This is a genomic window from Rubidibacter lacunae KORDI 51-2 (genome assembly GCF_000473895.1).
GTDB lineage: Bacteria > Cyanobacteriota > Cyanobacteriia > Cyanobacteriales > Rubidibacteraceae > Rubidibacter > Rubidibacter lacunae.
The window spans coordinates 21,379-40,290 of record NZ_ASSJ01000001.1 but is presented as its reverse complement, the minus strand read 5'-3'; the positions used below and the strand labels follow the sequence as shown (position 1 = coordinate 40,290).

Here is an 18,912-nt window from a genome sequence, read left to right as displayed (position 1 = left end):
AAAAGTTGAAAGGTCTCACAACCGCCTTATGGAGTGGGTTCACATGTACGTGCAAGATAATCCGATGTTTTGGCTGACGTTCGTGCAGTCGTTACCAACCGTTGGTGCCGAGCGCGCCTCCGAACAACACTTCATCGCCCAACAACCGGCTGCCCTCAGTCGCCTCGAAGCCGCCCAGTTTCCAACGAAGCTGGTGGGGAGCCTGCCCATTTTCATTCTTGGCGGCGTGGTCATCGTGTTGATCGTGGTTGCCCTGACCGCTCTCGCCCGACTTTACAGAGTTACGCCTGCGAACGAAGCCTTTGTGAAAACCGGTGTCGGCAGGAAACGCAAGGTGATCAAGCACGGCGGTTGTCTGGTGTTTCCCGTGTTGGACGAGCTGACGCGCGTGCCGCTCAAGGAAATTTCCATCGATGTGGAACGGACGGGTAAATTGGCCGTCCGCACCCAAGATTATCTGCGAGCCGATATGCGCGTGACGTTTTTCGTATGCATCAACGCGATCGACGAAGACATCCGCACCGCTACCGAACGCTTGTCTCAGAACGGCCGCATCACTGCAGCGGATATTAAGAACGCGCTGGAAAAGCGAGCGGACGACGCCATCCGCGCGGCAGCAAAAAACAAGAACCTCGCCGAAATCGACTCTGATAAACTCGGCTTTGCCCAAGAGGTCTTGAACCTCATCGAGCCGGATTTAAAAAAGGTGGGCTTAACCCTCAACAACATTGCCATTTCCGAAGTTGAAGAAAGCGATACCTACGACACCAACAATTTCTTCGACGCACAGGGCGTGCGCTTGCGAACGGAAACCATCCAGCGCTCGATTCGCCAACAGCGCGAAGTCGAGCTAACCACCCGCGTCGCGATCGAGCAAAAAGAACTTGAAGCGCAGAAACAGTCGCTGAATATCGCCCGCGACAACGAGAACGCCCAACTCGAACAACGACTCGAAATTGAATCCCTGCGCGCCCAACGCGCTCGCGAAATTCAAGAAGCCCAAGACCGCGAATCGGCAACGGCCGAGCGCAACAAGATCCTTCAGGAACAGTCGGTCGAAGAAGGCCGCATCCAAAAGCAGTTGGACGTGCAGCAAAAGAAAATCACGTCGGATATTCAGCTCGAAGAAAGTAACAAGCAGCTCAATGTCGCTCAGGCGCTGCAGAAGCAAGAGTCGGAAATGGCCGAGATCGAGCGCGAGAAGGTCACGAATGCTTCGCGCCTGCGCGCTCGTATCGAAGTTGCCGAAGCCGAGCAAGAGTCGAGCATCGTTCAGCAATCCGCCGCGATCGCGATCGCCCGCAAAGAACAGGAACGCTTCCAAGCCGATGCCGAGCGCGCGACGGCGGAAAGTGCCGTCCAAACAGCCGTTGCGGTTGAAGAAGCCGATCGCAGCCAGCGCCTGGCCGCGATCGCGGCCGAGCAGGAGGCTCAAGAGCGCCGCATTTCCGACCAAAACGTGGTGGAAATCGACGTTTACCGCCGCCGTCGTCAGGCAGAAATTGCCCGCCAAGCTGCGGACCTCGAAGCCGAGTCCATTCGCACCCTAGCCGATGCCAACCGCGATAAAGCACTCGCTGAGGCCCGGGGTCGACAAGCACTGGTTGAGGCGGAAAATGCCCTCAACGATGCCAACCGCACCGCCGATTTGATCCGCGGTTTGTGGCCGGATCTCGTCGAGCAAATGCCCGATATTTTGACGGCATTGATGCCGCAACCGGGAATTTTGGGCGACGCGCGCATCTATGCTTTTCCAGGCAGTGGCAACGGGAATGGTGCTAACAACGGCGCGGGGAACGGCATCGGCGATCTCAACAAGCTCATGCTGTCGACCAGCGGTTTCGCTTTGATTAACGCGCTGCTCGATGACGGTAACGTCGAGGCGCTGGCAGGGAAAGTCAAGCAACTGTTGCACGGTCCGGAGGGGGAGAACAGCACGCCTGCCGCAGGAACCCCACCCGCCGCACCGGCTGCATCAACACCTGCAGTCGCACCGACTCAAGGCGATCGTCCGACACAACCAGTAGCACCGATACCTGCCCCATCGCAACCTGCAGCGCAGCAATCATCCATCGAACTGCCACCTACGATCGCGTAGAGTACACACTCGGGCTGCTCCAACTATCAATTGCTAATGGCACAAAGCAGGGCACGGTTGACACTTGCGTCCATCGAGACCGGTTTTGCCCGCTCGGCTCAATGCACGATCTCGCCCCGTGGGTAAAGCCGCTCGCTAGTCGCAGCGTCGAACAAGTAAGCGCGATTGAGTGGCAGATGCAGCACCAACCTCGTACCCCGATCGCCCATCCACAGTCCCGGAATGAAACAGTTGAGGGTGCAGTCGGTGCCGGGAAGGGTCGCGTTAACGAGCGTTTCGCGACCGAGGGGTTCGACTGCATCGGCAACTGCTTGTAAGACGGCAAACTCGCCGCCTTCAGGAGGAAACAAGCTCAAGCACTCGGGGCGAATGCCAAGGTCGTAGGATTTGCCCGTCCGCAGCTCGATCTCCCGTGCGAGCGTTCCTGCAGCGAGGGTTTGGTCGCCGATGCGAAACCTGCCGTCGCCATAGGTTGCGGGGAGTAGGTTCATGGGCGGGCTGCCTAGGAAGGTCGCGATCGCGCGGTTGGCCGGGCGATCGTAGACTGCTTGCGGCGTGCCGATCTGCTGAATGCGCCCGCGATCGAGCACGACGATGCTGTCGGCAAGGGTCATAGCCTCGATTTGGTCGTGGGTGACGTAGAGGGTAGTGATGCCGATGCGGGCGTGCAAGCGCTTGAGTTCGGTGCGGGTTTCATCGCGCAGTTGTGCGTCGAGATTGGAGAGCGGTTCGTCGAGCAAGAACACTTGCGGCTGGCGGACGATCGCGCGGCCGAGAGCAACGCGCTGTTGCTGACCGCCGGAGAGTTGGCGGGGTTTGCGCTCCAGCAGGTGGGCGATGTCGAGCGATCGCGCCACGGCGTCCACGCGACGGGCGATCTCGGCCGGCTCGGCAACGCGGCGCATTCGCAACCCGAAACTGAGATTCTCGGCCACGCTCATGTGCGGGTAAAGGGCGTAGTTTTGGAAAACCATCGCCACGTCGCGCTGGCGGGCGGGCACGCGGTTGACCGAACGATCGCCGATATAAACGGTGCCTTCGCTGACGGGGTCGAGCCCGGCGATCGCCCGCAGGATGGTTGATTTGCCACAACCTGAAGGTCCCACCAGCACCCAAAACTGCCCGTCGGGAACCTTAAAACTTATATCTTCAATCGCCGCCGTGCGACCGAAGCGCCGCGCGACCTTAACTAACTCGACCCGTGCCATAGCCGCCCTCCTCGGAACCGGCCCGATTGTAGGCGATCGCCTGCCGCGCGGAGGAAACGCACTGGCGCGATCGCTGAGAATCAACAAGCGGAGATTCAACAAACAGAACGAACGCGATCGCGCCGCGTGTCAAGTCCAGCCCTTCGGTCAGGACTTAACTTCGTTGGCACAGGAACGTCCTTGCTCGATGTCATCGAGGTTGGCAAGCGTTGTGGAAGAAATAGCCTCGAGAGCATTCCGCGTGAAGAACGCCTGATGGGCGGTAATCACGACGTTGGAAAACGACTGCAGGAGCTGAAACACGTCATCGTGGAGGACCTCATCAGATAAATCTTCAAAGAAGATATCGGCTTCCCTCTCGTACACGTCGATCCCGAGATAGCCGATTTGACCCGACTTGATCCCTTGAATGGCAGCAGCCGTGTCGATGAGTGCCCCGCGACTGGTGTTGATCAGCATGACACCGGGTTTGAAAAGTGCAATAGTTTCGTCGTTGACGAGGTGGTGCGTATTCTCAGTCAGCGGGCAGTGCAATGAAATGATGTCCGAGCGCCCTAGCAGTTCGGGTAGTTCCACGTATTCGATCCCCATCTCCAAACATTCGGGGTTTTGGTAAACGTCGTACGCCAGCAATTTGCAACCGAAACCTTGCATGATGCAGGCAAAGCAGCGACCGATCTTGCCCGTGCCAACGATACCGACTGTCGCGCCGTGCAAGTCGAATCCCAACAATCCATCGAGGGCAAAGTTGTCGTCACGCACGCGGCTGTATGCACGGTGAAGCTTGCGGTTGAGCGTCAGCACCAACCCTACTGCGTGTTCGGCAACTGCATAGGGGGAATACGCCGGGACCCGCACGACGTTCATGCCAAGAGCCTTAGCTTCAGGCAGATCGACGTTGTTGAAGCCCGCAGATCGCAAGGCGATGGTCCGCGTATTGCCAGCGGCCAGGATCTTGAGGGTCGCTGCGTCGAGTTCGTCATTGATAAACGCACACACAGCCGGATACCTCTCAGCCAAGGGGGCCGTACTCGCCGTCAGCCGTGGCTCAAAGTAGGTTATCTCGTGGCGATCGCGATTTGCTGCATCGAAGAACGTTCGGTCGTAGCGCTTGGTGCTGAACATGGCAACTTTCATCGCCCTCGCCCTCCTGATAAAAGCTGGTTTACGCCCCTATTGAATCGCGCGATCCGCGCTTGGACCTAATTTGCAAGAGTCTCTTAGCGTTTCCCCCGAGACACTTGCTGCCCCTGCAGACAGGATGACTTGCCGAGGGTGACTAACAACCTGACGTATCAAAGAAGTAATGATGCATTCGGCAATAAAACCCTTTGCAGACGTGCGAGCACACAGGTAGCGAAACTGCCAAAGGTGGTGGTGACAGTTGCCGATAACACCGATAGCAAGAATCGTGCCGACAGTTACCCAGCCGGGAGCGGGTTGAATCCCGCGCGAATGGTCAACGAGCTCTACAGCACTGGAGGAGTCAAAGGGTTCGAGTCCGCCACGAGACCGGTGCCGTTTGGCGATCGCCCGGTTGGGAAATGCTCTCAGGTTGGTTGAATTCAACCAGCTGCTGCGTCTCGCTCGATGCGTTATTAAACCACCACATTCGCGTGGGGAGCGCCGCCGAGCCGATACAATAGGGTCGATTTCTCAGACTCGTTGCGAAGACGACGAACTTGCGATGCCCCGCCGCGATGACCTGCACAAAATTCTGTTGCTCGGTTCCGGACCAATTGTTATCGGGCAAGCATGCGAATTTGACTACTCCGGAACCCAAGCATGTAAGGCATTGCGCGAGGAAGGTTATGAGGTTGTGTTGGTTAACTCCAACCCCGCTACGATCATGACCGATCCGGAAATGAGCGATCGCACCTACGTCGAGCCGCTGACTCCCGAATTCATCGAGAAAATTATTGCTAAAGAACGTCCCGATGCGCTGTTGCCGACAATGGGCGGTCAGACCGCATTGAACGTTGCGGTTGCGTTGGCACGCAAAGGCATTCTTGAAAAATACGGCGTCGAGTTGATTGGGGCACAGCTCGCCGCAATCGAAATGGCAGAAGATCGATTGCTCTTTAAAGAGGCAATGACACGGATTGGCGTGCCGGTCTGTCCGTCGGGGATTGCCAGCACGCTCGATGGAGCGAAAAGTATTGCTAAAAACGTAATTGGCGGTTTTCCCATTGTGATCCGCCCTGCATTCACACTGGGCGGGACGGGTGGCGGCATCGCCTACAACCAAGAAGAATTTGAAGAAATGGCATCCGGCGGCTTAGATGCCAGTCCGGTGTCGCAGATTCTGATTGAAAAATCATTGCTGGGTTGGAAAGAATACGAGCTAGAGGTGATGCGCGACCTCGCCGACAATGTTGTCATCATTTGCTCGATCGAAAACCTAGATCCGATGGGCGTACACACCGGTGACTCGATCACGGTGGCACCCGCTCAAACCTTAACCGACAAGGAATACCAGCGACTGCGCGATTACTCCCTGAAGATTATTCGCGAGATTGGCGTTGAAACCGGTGGCTCGAATATACAGTTTTCCGTTAATCCTAAGAATGGTGATGTTATTGTCATTGAAATGAACCCGCGCGTGTCGCGATCGTCGGCGCTGGCATCCAAAGCGACTGGATTCCCCATTGCTAAGTTCGCAGCAAAGCTCGCCATCGGTTATACCTTGGACGAGCTTACAAACGATATTACCAAGCAAACCCCGGCGTCCTTCGAACCAACCATCGATTACGTCGTCACCAAAATCCCGCGCTTCACCTTCGAAAAGTTCCCCGGTTCCGAGCCCGTATTGACCACGCAAATGAAATCCGTGGGCGAGGCAATGGCGATCGGGCGCACGTTCTGCGAGTCGTTCCAAAAAGCACTGCGATCGTTGGAAATCGGCCGCTACGGCTGGGGGTGCGATCGCGCCGAGAAGCTGCCGTCGATCGCGCAGGTCCGTGCAAGTTTGCGCACGCCCAATCCCGATCGGATCTTCGCCATTCGTCAGGCCATGCAGCTCGGTATTGATATAGACGAAATTTACGAGCTGACGGCGATCGACCCGTGGTTTCTCAACCATATGGCAACGCTGTTTGAAGGCGAGAAATTCCTCAAGCGCACGCCGATCGAAGAAATTCGTGCCGCTCAGATGCGCGAAGTCAAGCAGCTGGGCTTCTCGGATCGGCAAATTGCATTTGCTACGAAAACCGCCGAGCGAGACGTCGAAGCCCGACGACTCGAGCTAGACGTATTTCCGGTGTACAAGATGGTCGATACCTGTGCGGCCGAATTCGCAGCGTCGACGCCCTACTACTATTCGACTTACGAAGCAGGCGAAAGCGAGGTCCTCCCGTCCGATCGCCCGAAGGTCATGATTCTCGGTGGCGGTCCCAACCGTATCGGTCAGGGCATCGAGTTCGACTATTGCTGCTGTCACGCATCGTTTGCGCTGCGCGAAGATGGGTTCGAGACGATTATGGTCAACTCCAACCCCGAAACCGTCTCGACCGACTACGACACCAGCGATCGCCTGTACTTCGAACCGCTTACGCGCGAGGATGTCTTCAACATTATTCGCGTCGAGCGACCCCGCGGCATCATCGTTCAGTTCGGCGGACAGACGCCCCTGAAGTTGGCCGTGCCGCTGCAGCAGTTCCTGGACGCGCAGGCCGGCGACTCAGCTGCAAAGGATGACGAAGCAACAAGGATTTGGGGAACGTCGCCGGACTCGATCGACACCGCCGAGGATCGCGAGCGCTTCGATGATGTCCTCGACAAGTTGGCGATCGCCCGGCCGCCGAACGGTTTGGCCCGCAGTTACGAAGAGGCACTGAAGATCGCCGGACGCATCGGCTATCCCGTCGTGGTGCGCCCATCCTACGTGTTGGGCGGCCGCGCCATGGAAATCGTTTTCTCCGATGCCGAACTCGAACGCTATATGAACGTGGCGGTGCAAGTCGAGCCGGAGCACCCGATTTTGATCGACAAGTTTCTGGAAAACGCCGTGGAAGTGGACGTGGACGCGATCGCCGATTTGCAGGGCAACGTGACCATTGGCGGCATCATGGAGCACATTGAACAAGCCGGCATCCACTCGGGCGATTCAGCGTGTTCGCTACCGCATACGTCTTTATCCGATGAGGTCATTGCCACCATTCGGACAGCAACGCACGCACTTGCCCGGGAACTGAAAGTTGTCGGATTGATGAACGTGCAATATGCCGTTCAAGGCGAGACCGTTTACATCTTGGAGGCCAATCCGCGCGCGTCGCGAACGGTCCCGTTTGTCTCCAAAGCAACGGGCTTTCCCCTGGCCAAACTGGCTGCACGCGCGATGTCGGGTAAATCTCTAGTCGATTTAAACTTCACGAGCGAACCGACTTTGGCGCACGTTGCCGTGAAAGAAGCCGTGTTGCCCTTTGCGAAGTTTCCCGGCACCGATACGTTACTCGGACCGGAAATGCGCTCGACGGGCGAGGTGATGGGTATCGATCGCGATTTCGGCAAGTCGTTCGCTAAAGCCGAGCTAGGAGCGAGTCAGGCGCTGCCGCTGTCTGGAGCGGTGTTCGTCTCCATGAGCGATCGCGACAAAGCGGCAGTGATTCCGGTCGTGCGCGACTTCATGGACCTCGGGTTCAAGATCGTCGCGACGGAAGGGACGCGCCAGGCATTACAGGCGGCAGGGCTGGCGGTCGAGCTAGTTTTGAAACTCCATCAGGGACGCCCGCACGTCCTCGATGCGATTAAGAACCGCGACATTCAGCTCATCATCAACACGCCGTCAGGGCTCGAAGCCCAAGCCGACGGACGCCTGATTCGCCGCACGGCTCTAGCCTACAAAATCCCGATCGTCACCACAATTGCAGGCGCGCGCGCTACGGTTGCAGCAATCCAGACGCTGCAGTCGCAGCCGCTAGATGTGAAAGCGCTACAGGATTTCATCGGCACCTCGGTGCAGTAGTCAACGAACTTGGAAGTCGATTGCGGGCTCGAACGCGATCTGTCCCCCTTGCGGAGCAAAGTCCAAGCCGCAGGGGGTGAGCTAGCGGTTGCTGGTCCGAAGCGAGGGGCGATCGCCTGTTGGTCCGTCTCGTCCGCTAGAGCTAGAGGCATGGCTCGTCAAAACAGACCCTATCCCGGCGGCTCTTGCCTGCGGGCTCCAGCTACCAGGACACGGCGCGATCGCGTTACGTCGAGACGAAGCACTCGGGCGTCCAGGTACCGTGCAGTCCGAAGGGAATGTGGTACTTCAGACGCAGATCGGTGACGACTGACAGATCGCGTGCGTCCAACACCACCACCACCGACCGGTGCGCGCTCGCGTCGTAAGTCAGCACCAGCAGCCAGCCAGCATCTTCCTCGGTTGCATCAGGCATCGGCACAAACACCGGCTCGCCGGTATAGCCGCGCGGGGCCGCACTCCATAGACACGTCTCACCCGTCTCCCAGTCGTACTTGAGGATCGCTTGCAACGGCGCGGTACCCGTGGGGCGATCGGCTGCGGCGAGAAACAGATAGCGGTACGGCCGACCGACATGCTGCGGGTGCACGCAGGGAAACTCGCAGTGCCGCGCGATCGCCAACTGACGATCCACCGTCCCAGCATTCAGGTTCAACGTAAAGCGCCATAGCTGCCCCGGCGCCAGCGCCGAGAAATCCAGGTCGCGGAAGTCCGAGCCAGGTTCGACTTTGGGGAAGTCAGCGTAGCAGATCGAGTCAATGCGCAGGGTTTGCTCGTCCAATTCACAGGCATTGGCGTGGTGGAACACGAAGCCCGCCTCGACTTCCAGGACCTTTACGTCTTGGCGCGCCGGATCGCGAGGCACGACCAGCACCCGCGTCGGCTTCTGGGGCTGGAACTTCACGCACTCGCCCGCACCGCGCAGGCCTAACGCAAAGGGAATCGGGTTGAACGATACCGAGTTCTGGAAGAACAGGCAGTAGTTCGGGGTAATCGCGAAATCGTGAATGAATGCAAAACCGGGCACGCTGTGCGCGTGTTTGCGGAGCAACTGGCAGTCAGTCGTGAATTCGTAAACCCAGATCGTCGTGGACAAACCGGGCTTGATGCAGAAATTGACCAGGCAAGGCGCGCCGCCGTCGAGCTGGCTGCAGGGGTCAACGCGCGGGTGAGCGGAAAAAGCGCACGTATCGGCGATCGCGCCGTCAAGCTCGTCAGTGCCGAACGTCTCCAATGTGCCCGGCTCGAGGCAGTGCGGCAGCCCGGCTTCCCACAACGCCAGGAGCTTGCCGCCCCAGTAAATAACGTTGGTGTTGGCGATGTTTTTAAGGCGAAAGTCGAAGGCATTGCTCGTCCAACCGCCAGGCTTTTGCGTGCCGAAAACACCGCGATAAAGGATTCTACACCCTGCCTGCTCGGCGCAGAAGCCCTCAGTGCGGACGAAGCGATTCTGAAAATGGGCGCGTCCGTCACGGAAAGTGACGGCACAGATCGTGCCGTCACCGTCGAAGGGATGGTGAATCGGCGTCCCGCCCACATCCAGCAAACCCGGTCCGTTACGGAAGAGCGTGCCCTGCAGTTCGGCAGGAATCGTGCCAACGATCGCCTCGCGATCCAGCCAATAGGCTTCTTCACGACGCTGGGATTCGTATCCTAGCCGCCAGTCATCGAAGCGCATGGACGCTCCTGCAGGCGGATGCTGCTGGGTTGAGGTCATGGTCGTTAACTACATAGCAATTGAAGGGAGCGTCTGGACAACTTCGGCAATGGAAATGCCGCAATCACAGTTGTTTCAGAACTCAAGGGTTCGCACCAGCTCCCCAACTGCTAAATTTGTCGACCCAGATGCTCTCAAGTGGTTGAAAACGCAGTAATTCATCCGGCTGGCCGGATGTGTAATGACTTCGTCAAAGTCACATAACTCGACTTTGACGCCTCGGTAACTGCCAGTCTCGGAATACTAAACGACGTTCCGGTTAACCGGGGTCTTGCGTATACTTTTATCAGCGGTATTTCACATGTTTTCGATTAAAGGCGCGTTCCTTCAGAGCTGCAATAAGCCGTTTCCAGCTGCACAAACTCTCTTCCTTCCGTCCCTCAGCTAATGCTGGGGGATAAAAGTCTTGACGGCTCGGCTAATCAATTTCTACAGTTTTCCCGAGAAATGTCAAGTTTTAATGGAAATATTACGTCTCTCGATAGAGATCTCGCCCCAACCGCATCCCCTGACAACTCGGCATGGTATCGGCAAGGCATGCGGGGGCCGGGTTATCCGTTAAGGCCCACTCTGTGAAAGATGAACTGTCCGGATCGAGTGGGGTATTGCTATAGCAGTTGAAGAGCCGATTCGGACACTTCCGGTCTGCAACGTCAGTTTTGTTAGGATTCCCTTTCCGAAGACTGTCCCGATCGACCTTTCTGTTGCTAAAGAGCGAGCTGAGTGGGATAGGAGCGTGACAGCGCGAAGCGATCGCTTTACCGGTCGCCGTAGAGTGCGACAGGTTGTTCGGCAACGCAATCGGGTGCGGGTGCAGCCGGCAGCGGCTCGTCCGCTGACAAGACGCGGGGGTCGCGCGCGGGCACCCAACCGAGGAAAAACAACGGCAGCAAGGTTGAAAGGTTGGTCAACAGCACTAACAGCCAGAGATTGTCGAAATTCGTTGCGGTGACCCCCAACCATTGGGTTAGCAGCGCGCCTAGCTCTTGGGATAGCAAGCCCGCTAAGTTAAACGCCGACATCAGCAGCGCAAAGAGCGATGCTTCCACGCCCGGCGGGCACAACCGCGCGGACAACACTAGCACCGGCATGAACGCAATTTGGCCCGCGACGGTCAGGATCAAGCTGTCGCCGAGGCTGAACCAGCGATCGTCGATGCCGAGCGCGCGGTTGGCGTGGGTGACCAACAGCAGCGCGGTCAGCCCCAGCACCGCCGACCCCACCGTACTCCAGCCGAGAATGTGGCGGAACGGCACGGTTTTGAAGAAACGTTGATACAGCCAAATGCCCAGGAGCGCCGCCCCACTCGTAACCAACCGCACGCGCCCCAAGAACTCGGGCGAGAATCCTAACTCGTTGGTCGTGAAGAAAAAGAGTGCCGACTCGGCATTCGGGGTCGCCTGCCACAGGACAATAAATGCCGTGGGTAGCAGGATAACCGGCTGTCGCACGGTCGCCCACAAGCGTTTGGCCTGCTCGACCGGTCGTGGCGTCGTGCCCGCCGTTCGCTCCGCGATCGCCCCGGCCGCCAGTGCCACGATGAGTGGAAACGTCGCGACGATTCCGAACACGGACCGCGTATCGAGCCGCTCCAACATCCAGCCGCTCAGATACGCCGTCAGCAACCCACCCACCGCTGCGGCGCCCCAACTAATCGACTGCAGGGCACCGGCGTTAGCTAACGATTCCGAGCGCGCGCGTTCTACCACCAGCGAGTCCACAATCACGTCTGAGAGCGCGACCGAAGCAGAACCGAGCAAAATCGCAGCCGTCGCCGACCAAGCACTGTCCGCGACCGTCGCCAACAGCAGCCACGAGATCGATCCCAACACGCCGGAAATAATCAGATACGGCCGCCGTCGCAAGCCGGCGATCGGCAACCCGTCAGACAAAAATCCGAACGCCGGCTTGATCGCCCAAGGCAAGGCAGCAATTCCGATCAGTGCTGAGGTTTCCGCCGGACTGAGACCGAGGTCGTCCTTGAGAAAAAAGCCGATTGCCAGGCGTGCCAAATTGAGAATGCCCTGCACGAAATAAATCGACAGAATCGCCAGTAGCTCCGGCGTCGGCTCGTTGCCAAACAGCAGGCGATCGCGGATGACGTTGCGCAGTCGCTTGCGGGGGGTGAGGGCGGCAGTCATTCCTGAAGAAAGTTTAAGTTTTGTATCTCAGTCCATCTTACCGGGCGGCTCGGTCGGAGCGCGATCGGTCCCACCTGAGAGAGCGCCGTGGCTTGGGCTTCAGGACGGGAGCAGTTTGGCGGGATCCAAACAGTTGGCGATCGCGCGCTCGATACCCGTTCGCTAAATTTGAAGACGTGTTGCATGGTGGCGATGGCGGCGCGAGTGCCTGCCTATGCTTTATTCAGAGGCAATTTGGCCGCCCGCGCGCGATCGCAGATCGAACCGGGCTCGATCGGGTCGCAGCTGTTTTGCGATTGGTTTCCCAACAGATCGTTAGAACGTATTGTTCGCCCGCCTTAGCCGAGACTGCGGGCAGTCGCGAGCGAAGCCACAGGGTGCCCGCGCCGAACTGCAACCGCTTTGTTAAAAGACGCATCGATTAAAGGACGCATCGAGATGCTGAAAAGAATTCTCCTGGCCGACTCGGGGACGGGTCACACCGAAGAGATGTTGGAGTACCTGCTGGATCTGCCATCGCTGCAGCGAGCGACGCTCTCGTTACTCCACGTTGTACCCCCGCAGGCGAGCGCTCAGGGCATGACCGAGAAGTGGGAAGACGGGGCTAAGGTCTTGGCCGGCGCCCTCCAGCGCCTGAAGCTCGATCCCCAGCGCGTGACCACGATTCTGCGGCAGGGCGAACCGAAGGATACGGTGCTGCAAGTTGCCGACGAACTCGATGCCGATTTGATCGTGATGGGCTCGCGCGGACTCAAGCGCTTGGAGTCGATCCTGGAGAATTCAGTCAGCCAGTATGTCTTCCAACTCACCAGCCGGCCGATGCTACTAGTGAAAGATGACATCTACGTCAAGAAGCTCAAGCGCCTGATGGTCGCAGTGGACAAATCGAAGGCGGCTAGTTATTGCCTGGAGTTGGCGTTGTTTTTGGTCCGCGAAATCTCGGGGGGGCAGCTCTTTTTAACCTACGTAGACAAAGCGCTCGATCCGTCAGAGGGCGTGCAAACCCACGTGCGAGGCGATGCCGCGCCGGAGTTGAAAGCCGCGATCGCGCGCGCCAAGCAATTCGGCATCGAGCCGAGCTGCCTCGTGACGGGCGGTCAGGCAGGTCCGACAATTTGCCAGCTTGCCGGGGACAAGAACGTCGATTTGCTGATCCTCGGCTCGCCCGATCGCCGACCGACAGTTGCCAAGAGCCTGCCGGATTTGGATCGCTTGCTCGGTGGCTCGCTCTCTGATTACGTGCGCGTTCACGCCAACTGTCCCGTCCTGCTGGGTCGCACGTCAGTGTGAAGTGGACGCGATCGCGTTTCGGGCTGGCGACTCGGCAGTGCCCTGCGAGAAGATAGGGACAGGTGTACTGCCAAGCGCTAGCACGATTTACCGCTAACAACATGCAAGACGACTGGGAAATTCTTGCTGCGGATGCCGTCCCCGAGTGGTTCCGGGATGCGGTGCGGGGTTATGCTCCTGACGGACGCTATCTCGCCGCTCTCCTCTGGCAGCGGGGCATCCGCGATCTTGACAACTTGTCTGGCTTCCTCGACCCGGACTGTTACGTCCCGACGAGTCCGTTTGCCTTCGGCAACGAGATGGAATGGGCGATCGCGCGCTTGCAGCAGGCTCGCGACGACGACGAGCGCGTGGCGATTTGGGGTGACTTCGATGCCGACGGCATTACTGCCACGAGCGTATTGTGGGACGGGCTGGGGGAATTCTTCGCACCGCGCGATCGCCTCAGTTACCTCGTGCCCGATCGCCTGCGTGAATCCCACGGCCTTAACTCCGCCGGTCTCGATCGCCTGGCGGCAGCGGGGGTCACTCTCGTCGTCACCTGCGACACCGGCAGCACCAACCTCGCCGAGATCGACCACGCGCGCGCCCTCGGCATCGACATTATCGTTACCGACCACCACGCACTGCCCGCTGCCCGTACGGATGTTGTGGCGATCGTCAATCCCCGCTACCTGCCGTCCGACCATCCTCTGCATCACCTCTCCGGTGTCGCCGTTGCCTACAAACTTGTCGAAGCACTCTACGAACGCCTGCCCGACGTACCGCAACGGCCGCTGGAGCACCTGCTCGATTTGGTCGCGATCGGTTTGATTGCCGACCTCGTGGAACTCAAAGGCGACTGCCGCTACCTGGCGCAGCGCGGCATCGATCGCCTCAAAACTCAAGCCAAGACCCACGATCGACCGGGCGTCGCTCACTTACTCGGTTTGTGCCAGCGCGTGGGCGATCGCGCCACGGACATTTCCTTCGGCATCGGACCGCGCATCAATGCTGTCAGCCGCATCCACGGTGACGCCAGCTTCTGTATCGAACTGCTGACCGGTCGCGATCCGCAACACTGTCGCGAGCTGGCAACGGCTGCCGAACTCGCTAACGGCCGCCGTCGCGACCTGCAGACCGACTTGGTCAAAGCCGTGAAGGCACAACTCGCACGGGTGGATCTCTCGACCGCAGACGCGATCGTGCTGGCCGACCCGCAGTGGCACGGTGGCATCCTCGGGTTGGTGGCCGGTCAAATCGCGCAAGAATACGGCCGCCCAACGATTTTGTTGAACGTCGACGAGACGGCCGATCCGGCGATCGCGCGGGGATCGGCGCGCTCGGTCAACAACATCGACTTGTACGAACTAGTTACCTCGCAAGCACCACTGCTCCGTAGTTTTGGCGGGCATCCCTACGCAGCGGGCATGAGCTTACTCGCCGAGAACGTGCCGCTGTTCCGCGACGGACTACAACAGCAGTTACGGCAGCGTTTGGGCGCGACGCCGACAGCCCCCACCGTGACGGCCGACCTCGCCGTTACCGTTGCCGAGCTCGGGAAAGACCTGTTCCGAGAACTGCGCTGGCTCGAACCGTGCGGTATGGGCAACCCCGCGCCGAAACTGCTCGTGCGCGCTTGTTGGTTCGAGGCGCTGTGGCGGACCAATTATCGCGACCTTAAGGGTGGCAAAACGCGCTACCCGCGCACCACGTTCGAGTTGCACGATGGCTCGACCGACAGGGGATTTCCCGGCATTTGGTGGGGACACGCAGTCGACGAACTGCCGACTGCCGAGCGCCACGACGCGATCGTCGAACTCGACTACAATTCCTACTCGCGCCGCTATGAAGTCCGTCTGTTAGCCGTTCGACCGCGTTCCGACGGCCTCGGCGTCCGACACGATCGTCACAGTTGGTTGCTCGACTGGCGCGATCGCTCCGAGGACTGCGAGCGCACCACCGACGAAGCGGTCGTTCTGCACGACTGTCCATACGACTGGCGCGACCTCAGCACTAACGCCCGTCGCGCGCGGACGCACGATCGCAAGCTGGCGTTGGCCTATTCGGCACCGGAGACGCGATCGCCGCAAGCAACGTGGGAGCAACTGGTCGGTATCGCCAAGTTCCTCTGCCGCACGGGCACCGTCGCGCGCCGCGAGCAATTACGGACCAAACTCGACCTCGGCGATCGCGCGTTAGATGTGGGGTTGCATGCCCTGGAGTCCCTGGGGTTGACCGTCGAGCAAACCGCTGATGCGGTTGCCGTGTCCGGGCAGTTGCAGCCGTGCGACGATGCTGAAGCGGCGATCTCGCAGGCATTAGAAGCCATAGCAGAAGCTCAGTTTCGCCGCGAGTTTTTCTGTCGCGCCCCGGTCACAACGCTTGCGGACGCTGTGGGTTGAGTTGCCTGACGTCCGTGCAAACTTCGCCAACCTGAGAACGACGAGCAACGAAGTCGACCTCAGTAACAACTTCGGGGCCACAACTGCACCAAGACGAGTCCCTCAATCAACAACTATCGGCAAACCTCGATTGCGACTGGCTTGCGATCGCTGCCCCCTCAATCGCGATTGGGAGGGTCCGATCGCTCGAACCCGCTTTCTACAGACAGCTCTAAGTCTGACTCCCGGATCTCGGCGTAGTGAACGGCAACATAAGACGGGCAACCACAGGCCAAGCAGGCTATCTTCCGCTCGATTACTTCCGCATAAACCTCCACGCCCACCAACTTCAGTTCAGTTTCCGGCGTCGGGGGCTCCTCGTATCGGCGACACTGCTCGCCGACGGAGTACGACTTTGCTACCCAGACCAGCGAACCCGTCCCAGTCTCGGCGTCGGCGTTGGGGGGACCATCCATTCCCAAAACCGGGCGATCGATGAGGGAAACTACTACCAAAAACACGAAGGCAATAAGACGGTGCATGGCAAACACTATTTACTTTTAGTCAGCATAAAATGATTTTGCGAACAATCGTTGCACCAGTGGCGCGAAATGGGAGTCGAGAGTTTCATTTGACTGTTCGTCTAGCTGTTATTAAATCGCGTTGGCGAGTCAGTTCAACTTAAGGGCATCTCTATAAATTTCGAGGTTTAAGTCTATTGGCAGCTGAAATGCACGTTCTACCCTGCAGACTTTCAGCCTTGAGCGAATCAATCGAGGTGCCCTTAAGCAATACTCGCAATTAAGATAGCGATCGCGCGATGGATAGTTCTTGGTAAGTACAAACGGTAGGCACTAATTTTCATTCGATATTCTATAGCGGTTTGAGATTAAGAAATGCATCGATCTACCGTTCTTGCCAGCATTGCAGTCGCAAGGATAGCAACCGCCGTTCTGGTTAGGCCGCATAGGACGGGCGCTCCTCCACTGTCTCCATCCCACTGCCCAAAACCAATTGGTACGACCTTCACAGCCAAGTCTGCGACGCGATCGTGGGGGCGACACGATCGTCAGTAAGGCAGGGACGACGATAGTGCAATTGATGTTGATTCGGCTGGCCGCTCGATCCATTCTTTCTAGATACCCTCCAGAAGCTAAAGATTTCCCGAACCCATTGCAAAGATGGCGGTTGCATATGCTTGAATCGGTTCCAGATAGCTCGATTTTATGCCTCTTGTTTTAAAAGATTCCAGTCTCTAAATTCCCACTGTGTCCAATCCGTGGAGGCGATCGTGGTCGATCCCATCATTCGTTATGCAGCCCTGGCCTTGTTTTCAACTTGGTGTTTTATTTTGTTGCGCCCCTTCATTGCCCTCGCAATCTGGGCGTCGATTATCGCGGTGGTGCTTTACCCGCTGTTCTTGTGGTTGAGCGATCGCTTTGGAGGTAGGCGGAAACTAGCAGCAATGTCGATCACGCTCATGGGTGTTGCAATCGTTCTCGGTCCCGTCAGTTTTATGGCGGGTGGGGCCGTTGACAGCATTCAATCCTTTGCTTCCAATCTCGAAAGCGGTAACCTCCAAATTCCGCCGCCTTCCCCCAGCATCGCGACTTGGCCGGTTATCGGAGAACCCGCTGCAGAGATCTGGCAAGACGCATCCGTCAACCTCAAGAGCGTGATTGAGGAGTATAGCCCGCAACTACAAAAACTTGCCGGCAGCCTACTGGCATTGGCTGGCACGACCAGTCTTGGTATTTTGCAGTTTTTGCTCGCCACCATTATTTCTGGGCTTTTGATGCTCAATGCAGACGCGATCGCGAGGGGCATCCGTCGCTTCGTTCTCCGACTGAACCCCATCCAAGGTGATGGTTTCCTGGCGCTGGCAGTGGCGACAATTCGCAATGTAACCCGAGGAGTGGTCGGTATTGCCGTTTTCCAAACCCTCTTGATCGGGATCAGTCTCGTTCTAGCCGGGATTCCCCTCGCCGGTATCCTCATTCCAATCTGTTTGGTTTTGAGTGTCGTGCAAGTCGGTCCGGGGATTGTGGTGTTGGGCACAATTGCCTATGCCTGGACCACGATAGGAGGAATAAAGGCTGGGATTTTCACGGTTTGGATGGTGGCAGCCGGGCTATCGGATAATTTCCTTAAGCCGATCCTCCTGTCCCGCGGACTGCCAGTACCGATGCTGGTTGTTTTCATCGGCGTGTTCGGCGGCACCTTGGCTCACGGCATCATCGGTCTTTTCGTCGGACCGGTAGTTTTGTCTATGGGCTACGAATTGCTGCGGACGTGGGTCGATACCGAGGTTTCTCTAGAAGACTACGCCACCCAACCTGAAGCAGGTTTTGCCAATCAGTCTGAATAACCTCAAAACACTCGATCGATACGGTCGGCGATGTAGGAGATCGGGGGTGCGTTTAAATTTCCAGAAAGATAATTACGTGCCGGCGATGTATGTGCCTTGCGTTCGAGCATCACCGTTCCGGTACGATCCACACGCACCCGCTGATGCGCATGCCCTCAGCTTCGAGTTGCAGGGTTTCCAGCGCGATTTCCGAGCCGAGGGTCAGGCGATAGCCTTCCGGAAGGACCCGACGCGATTGTCCCACGGTAACCGCCAGCGGCGACAACCAAATTACTTGCGGTGCGATCGCGTGCAACCCCGCTTGTATCGCAACTGGCTCGCCCGCGCGATCGCCCCACAGCCTCAGTCCGGCGCGATCGCAGGCAACCCACGTCCAGCAGACGCCATCAACCTGTAATGCTGTCGCACATATTTCGGTCAGCGCGCGCGATAGGAGCAGCGACGCTAGCGACGCTCGTAAATCTTCGGAGTGCAGCCTCACCTCTCCTACAATTGTCACCGGTGCTGTTGGCTGCATCCACCGACCGAACAGTGAGGGTTCCAGCCGCACGCGATCGGCGGCAAAATCTGCTTTCCCCAGCTGCAAGCCGCGATAAACAGCCTTAGTCGCACGCAACACCACCCGCTCTACCTGTCCGTGCAGTAACGCGCGATCGCCTCCTACTACTTCCACCTCCAGCGCTGTCACGCGATCGAGCTGCGAGCGGACCCAAAGCTGCAGGGCAGATGACGCGATCGGCGCGAGCAGATAACTGTCGAGCATT

Annotated in this window: 14 protein-coding genes; 7 read left to right on the top strand and 7 right to left on the bottom strand. The window is 58.2% G+C overall.

The window, feature by feature from the left end; all coding sequences use genetic code 11:
* Positions 1–43: 43 nt before the first annotated feature.
* A complete protein-coding gene (locus KR51_RS00130) occupies positions 44–2,098 on the top strand; it encodes a flotillin family protein (RefSeq protein WP_022603671.1) in 2,055 nt (684 codons plus the stop codon).
* A gap of 98 nt (positions 2,099–2,196) precedes the next feature.
* Here the strand turns inward: KR51_RS00130 and KR51_RS20825 are convergent, their stop codons facing one another.
* The 3 genes from KR51_RS20825 to KR51_RS00120 are packed head-to-tail and all read right to left on the bottom strand — an operon-like array spanning position 2,197 to position 4,443.
* Positions 2,197–3,306 carry an ABC transporter ATP-binding protein gene (locus KR51_RS20825; protein WP_022603670.1) on the bottom strand — a complete coding sequence of 370 codons (1,110 nt, stop codon included), beginning with the start codon at positions 3,304–3,306 and terminating at the stop codon, positions 2,197–2,199.
* Complete coding sequence (locus KR51_RS18965; RefSeq protein WP_156914887.1) at positions 3,284–3,439, bottom strand: hypothetical protein; 156 nt, start codon at positions 3,437–3,439, stop codon at positions 3,284–3,286. The genes KR51_RS20825 and KR51_RS18965 overlap by 23 nt, the downstream gene beginning before the upstream one ends.
* A gap of 14 nt (positions 3,440–3,453) precedes the next feature.
* Positions 3,454–4,443 (bottom strand): 2-hydroxyacid dehydrogenase, encoded by a 990-nt coding sequence (locus KR51_RS00120; protein ID WP_022603669.1) that lies wholly within the window; start codon positions 4,441–4,443, stop codon positions 3,454–3,456.
* 240 nt (positions 4,444–4,683) lie between these two features.
* Between KR51_RS00120 and KR51_RS00115 the strand changes: the two genes are divergently transcribed.
* Together KR51_RS00115 and carB are read left to right on the top strand one after the other, a co-directional pair.
* Positions 4,684–4,869, top strand: a complete 186-nt coding sequence (locus tag KR51_RS00115; protein ID WP_198016639.1) for a hypothetical protein — start codon at positions 4,684–4,686, stop codon at positions 4,867–4,869.
* Between the two features lie 124 nt (positions 4,870–4,993).
* Entirely contained in the window at positions 4,994–8,269 is a 3,276-nt protein-coding gene (gene carB / locus KR51_RS00110) for a carbamoyl-phosphate synthase large subunit (protein ID WP_022603668.1), read from the top strand.
* A gap of 226 nt (positions 8,270–8,495) precedes the next feature.
* Here the strand turns inward: carB and KR51_RS00105 are convergent, their stop codons facing one another.
* Both KR51_RS00105 and KR51_RS00100 read right to left on the bottom strand, forming a co-directional pair.
* A complete protein-coding gene (locus KR51_RS00105; RefSeq protein ID WP_022603667.1) occupies positions 8,496–9,986 on the bottom strand; it encodes a carotenoid oxygenase family protein in 1,491 nt (496 codons plus the stop codon).
* A 758-nt stretch (positions 9,987–10,744) separates the two neighbouring features.
* Positions 10,745–12,127, bottom strand: a complete 1,383-nt coding sequence (locus tag KR51_RS00100; RefSeq protein WP_022603666.1) for a folate/biopterin family MFS transporter — start codon at positions 12,125–12,127, stop codon at positions 10,745–10,747.
* An 87-nt stretch (positions 12,128–12,214) separates the two neighbouring features.
* On the opposite strand from KR51_RS00100, the gene KR51_RS00095 reads away from it, so the two are divergent.
* The 3 genes from KR51_RS00095 to recJ all read left to right on the top strand — a co-directional run bounded on the left by KR51_RS00095 (position 12,215) and on the right by recJ (position 15,801).
* On the top strand, positions 12,215–12,469 hold the full coding sequence (locus KR51_RS00095; protein ID WP_040654533.1) for a hypothetical protein: 255 nt from the start codon (positions 12,215–12,217) through the stop codon (positions 12,467–12,469).
* Between the two features lie 96 nt (positions 12,470–12,565).
* Complete coding sequence (locus KR51_RS00090) at positions 12,566–13,417, top strand: universal stress protein (RefSeq protein WP_022603665.1); 852 nt, start codon at positions 12,566–12,568, stop codon at positions 13,415–13,417.
* Between the two features lie 101 nt (positions 13,418–13,518).
* Complete coding sequence (gene recJ / locus KR51_RS00085) at positions 13,519–15,801, top strand: single-stranded-DNA-specific exonuclease RecJ (RefSeq protein WP_022603664.1); 2,283 nt, start codon at positions 13,519–13,521, stop codon at positions 15,799–15,801.
* A gap of 158 nt (positions 15,802–15,959) precedes the next feature.
* On the opposite strand, the gene KR51_RS00080 is transcribed toward recJ, so the two are convergent.
* Positions 15,960–16,322 (bottom strand): hypothetical protein, encoded by a 363-nt coding sequence (locus KR51_RS00080; protein WP_022603662.1) that lies wholly within the window; start codon positions 16,320–16,322, stop codon positions 15,960–15,962.
* A gap of 749 nt (positions 16,323–17,071) precedes the next feature.
* Between KR51_RS00080 and KR51_RS00075 the strand changes: the two genes are divergently transcribed.
* Entirely contained in the window at positions 17,072–18,148 is a 1,077-nt protein-coding gene (locus tag KR51_RS00075; RefSeq protein WP_022603660.1) for an AI-2E family transporter, read from the top strand.
* Between the two features lie 109 nt (positions 18,149–18,257).
* Here KR51_RS00075 and KR51_RS00070 read toward each other — a convergent pair whose 3' ends face one another.
* Positions 18,258–18,911 (bottom strand): LmeA family phospholipid-binding protein, encoded by a 654-nt coding sequence (locus KR51_RS00070; RefSeq protein WP_022603658.1) that lies wholly within the window; start codon positions 18,909–18,911, stop codon positions 18,258–18,260.
* Position 18,912 lies beyond the last annotated feature (1 nt).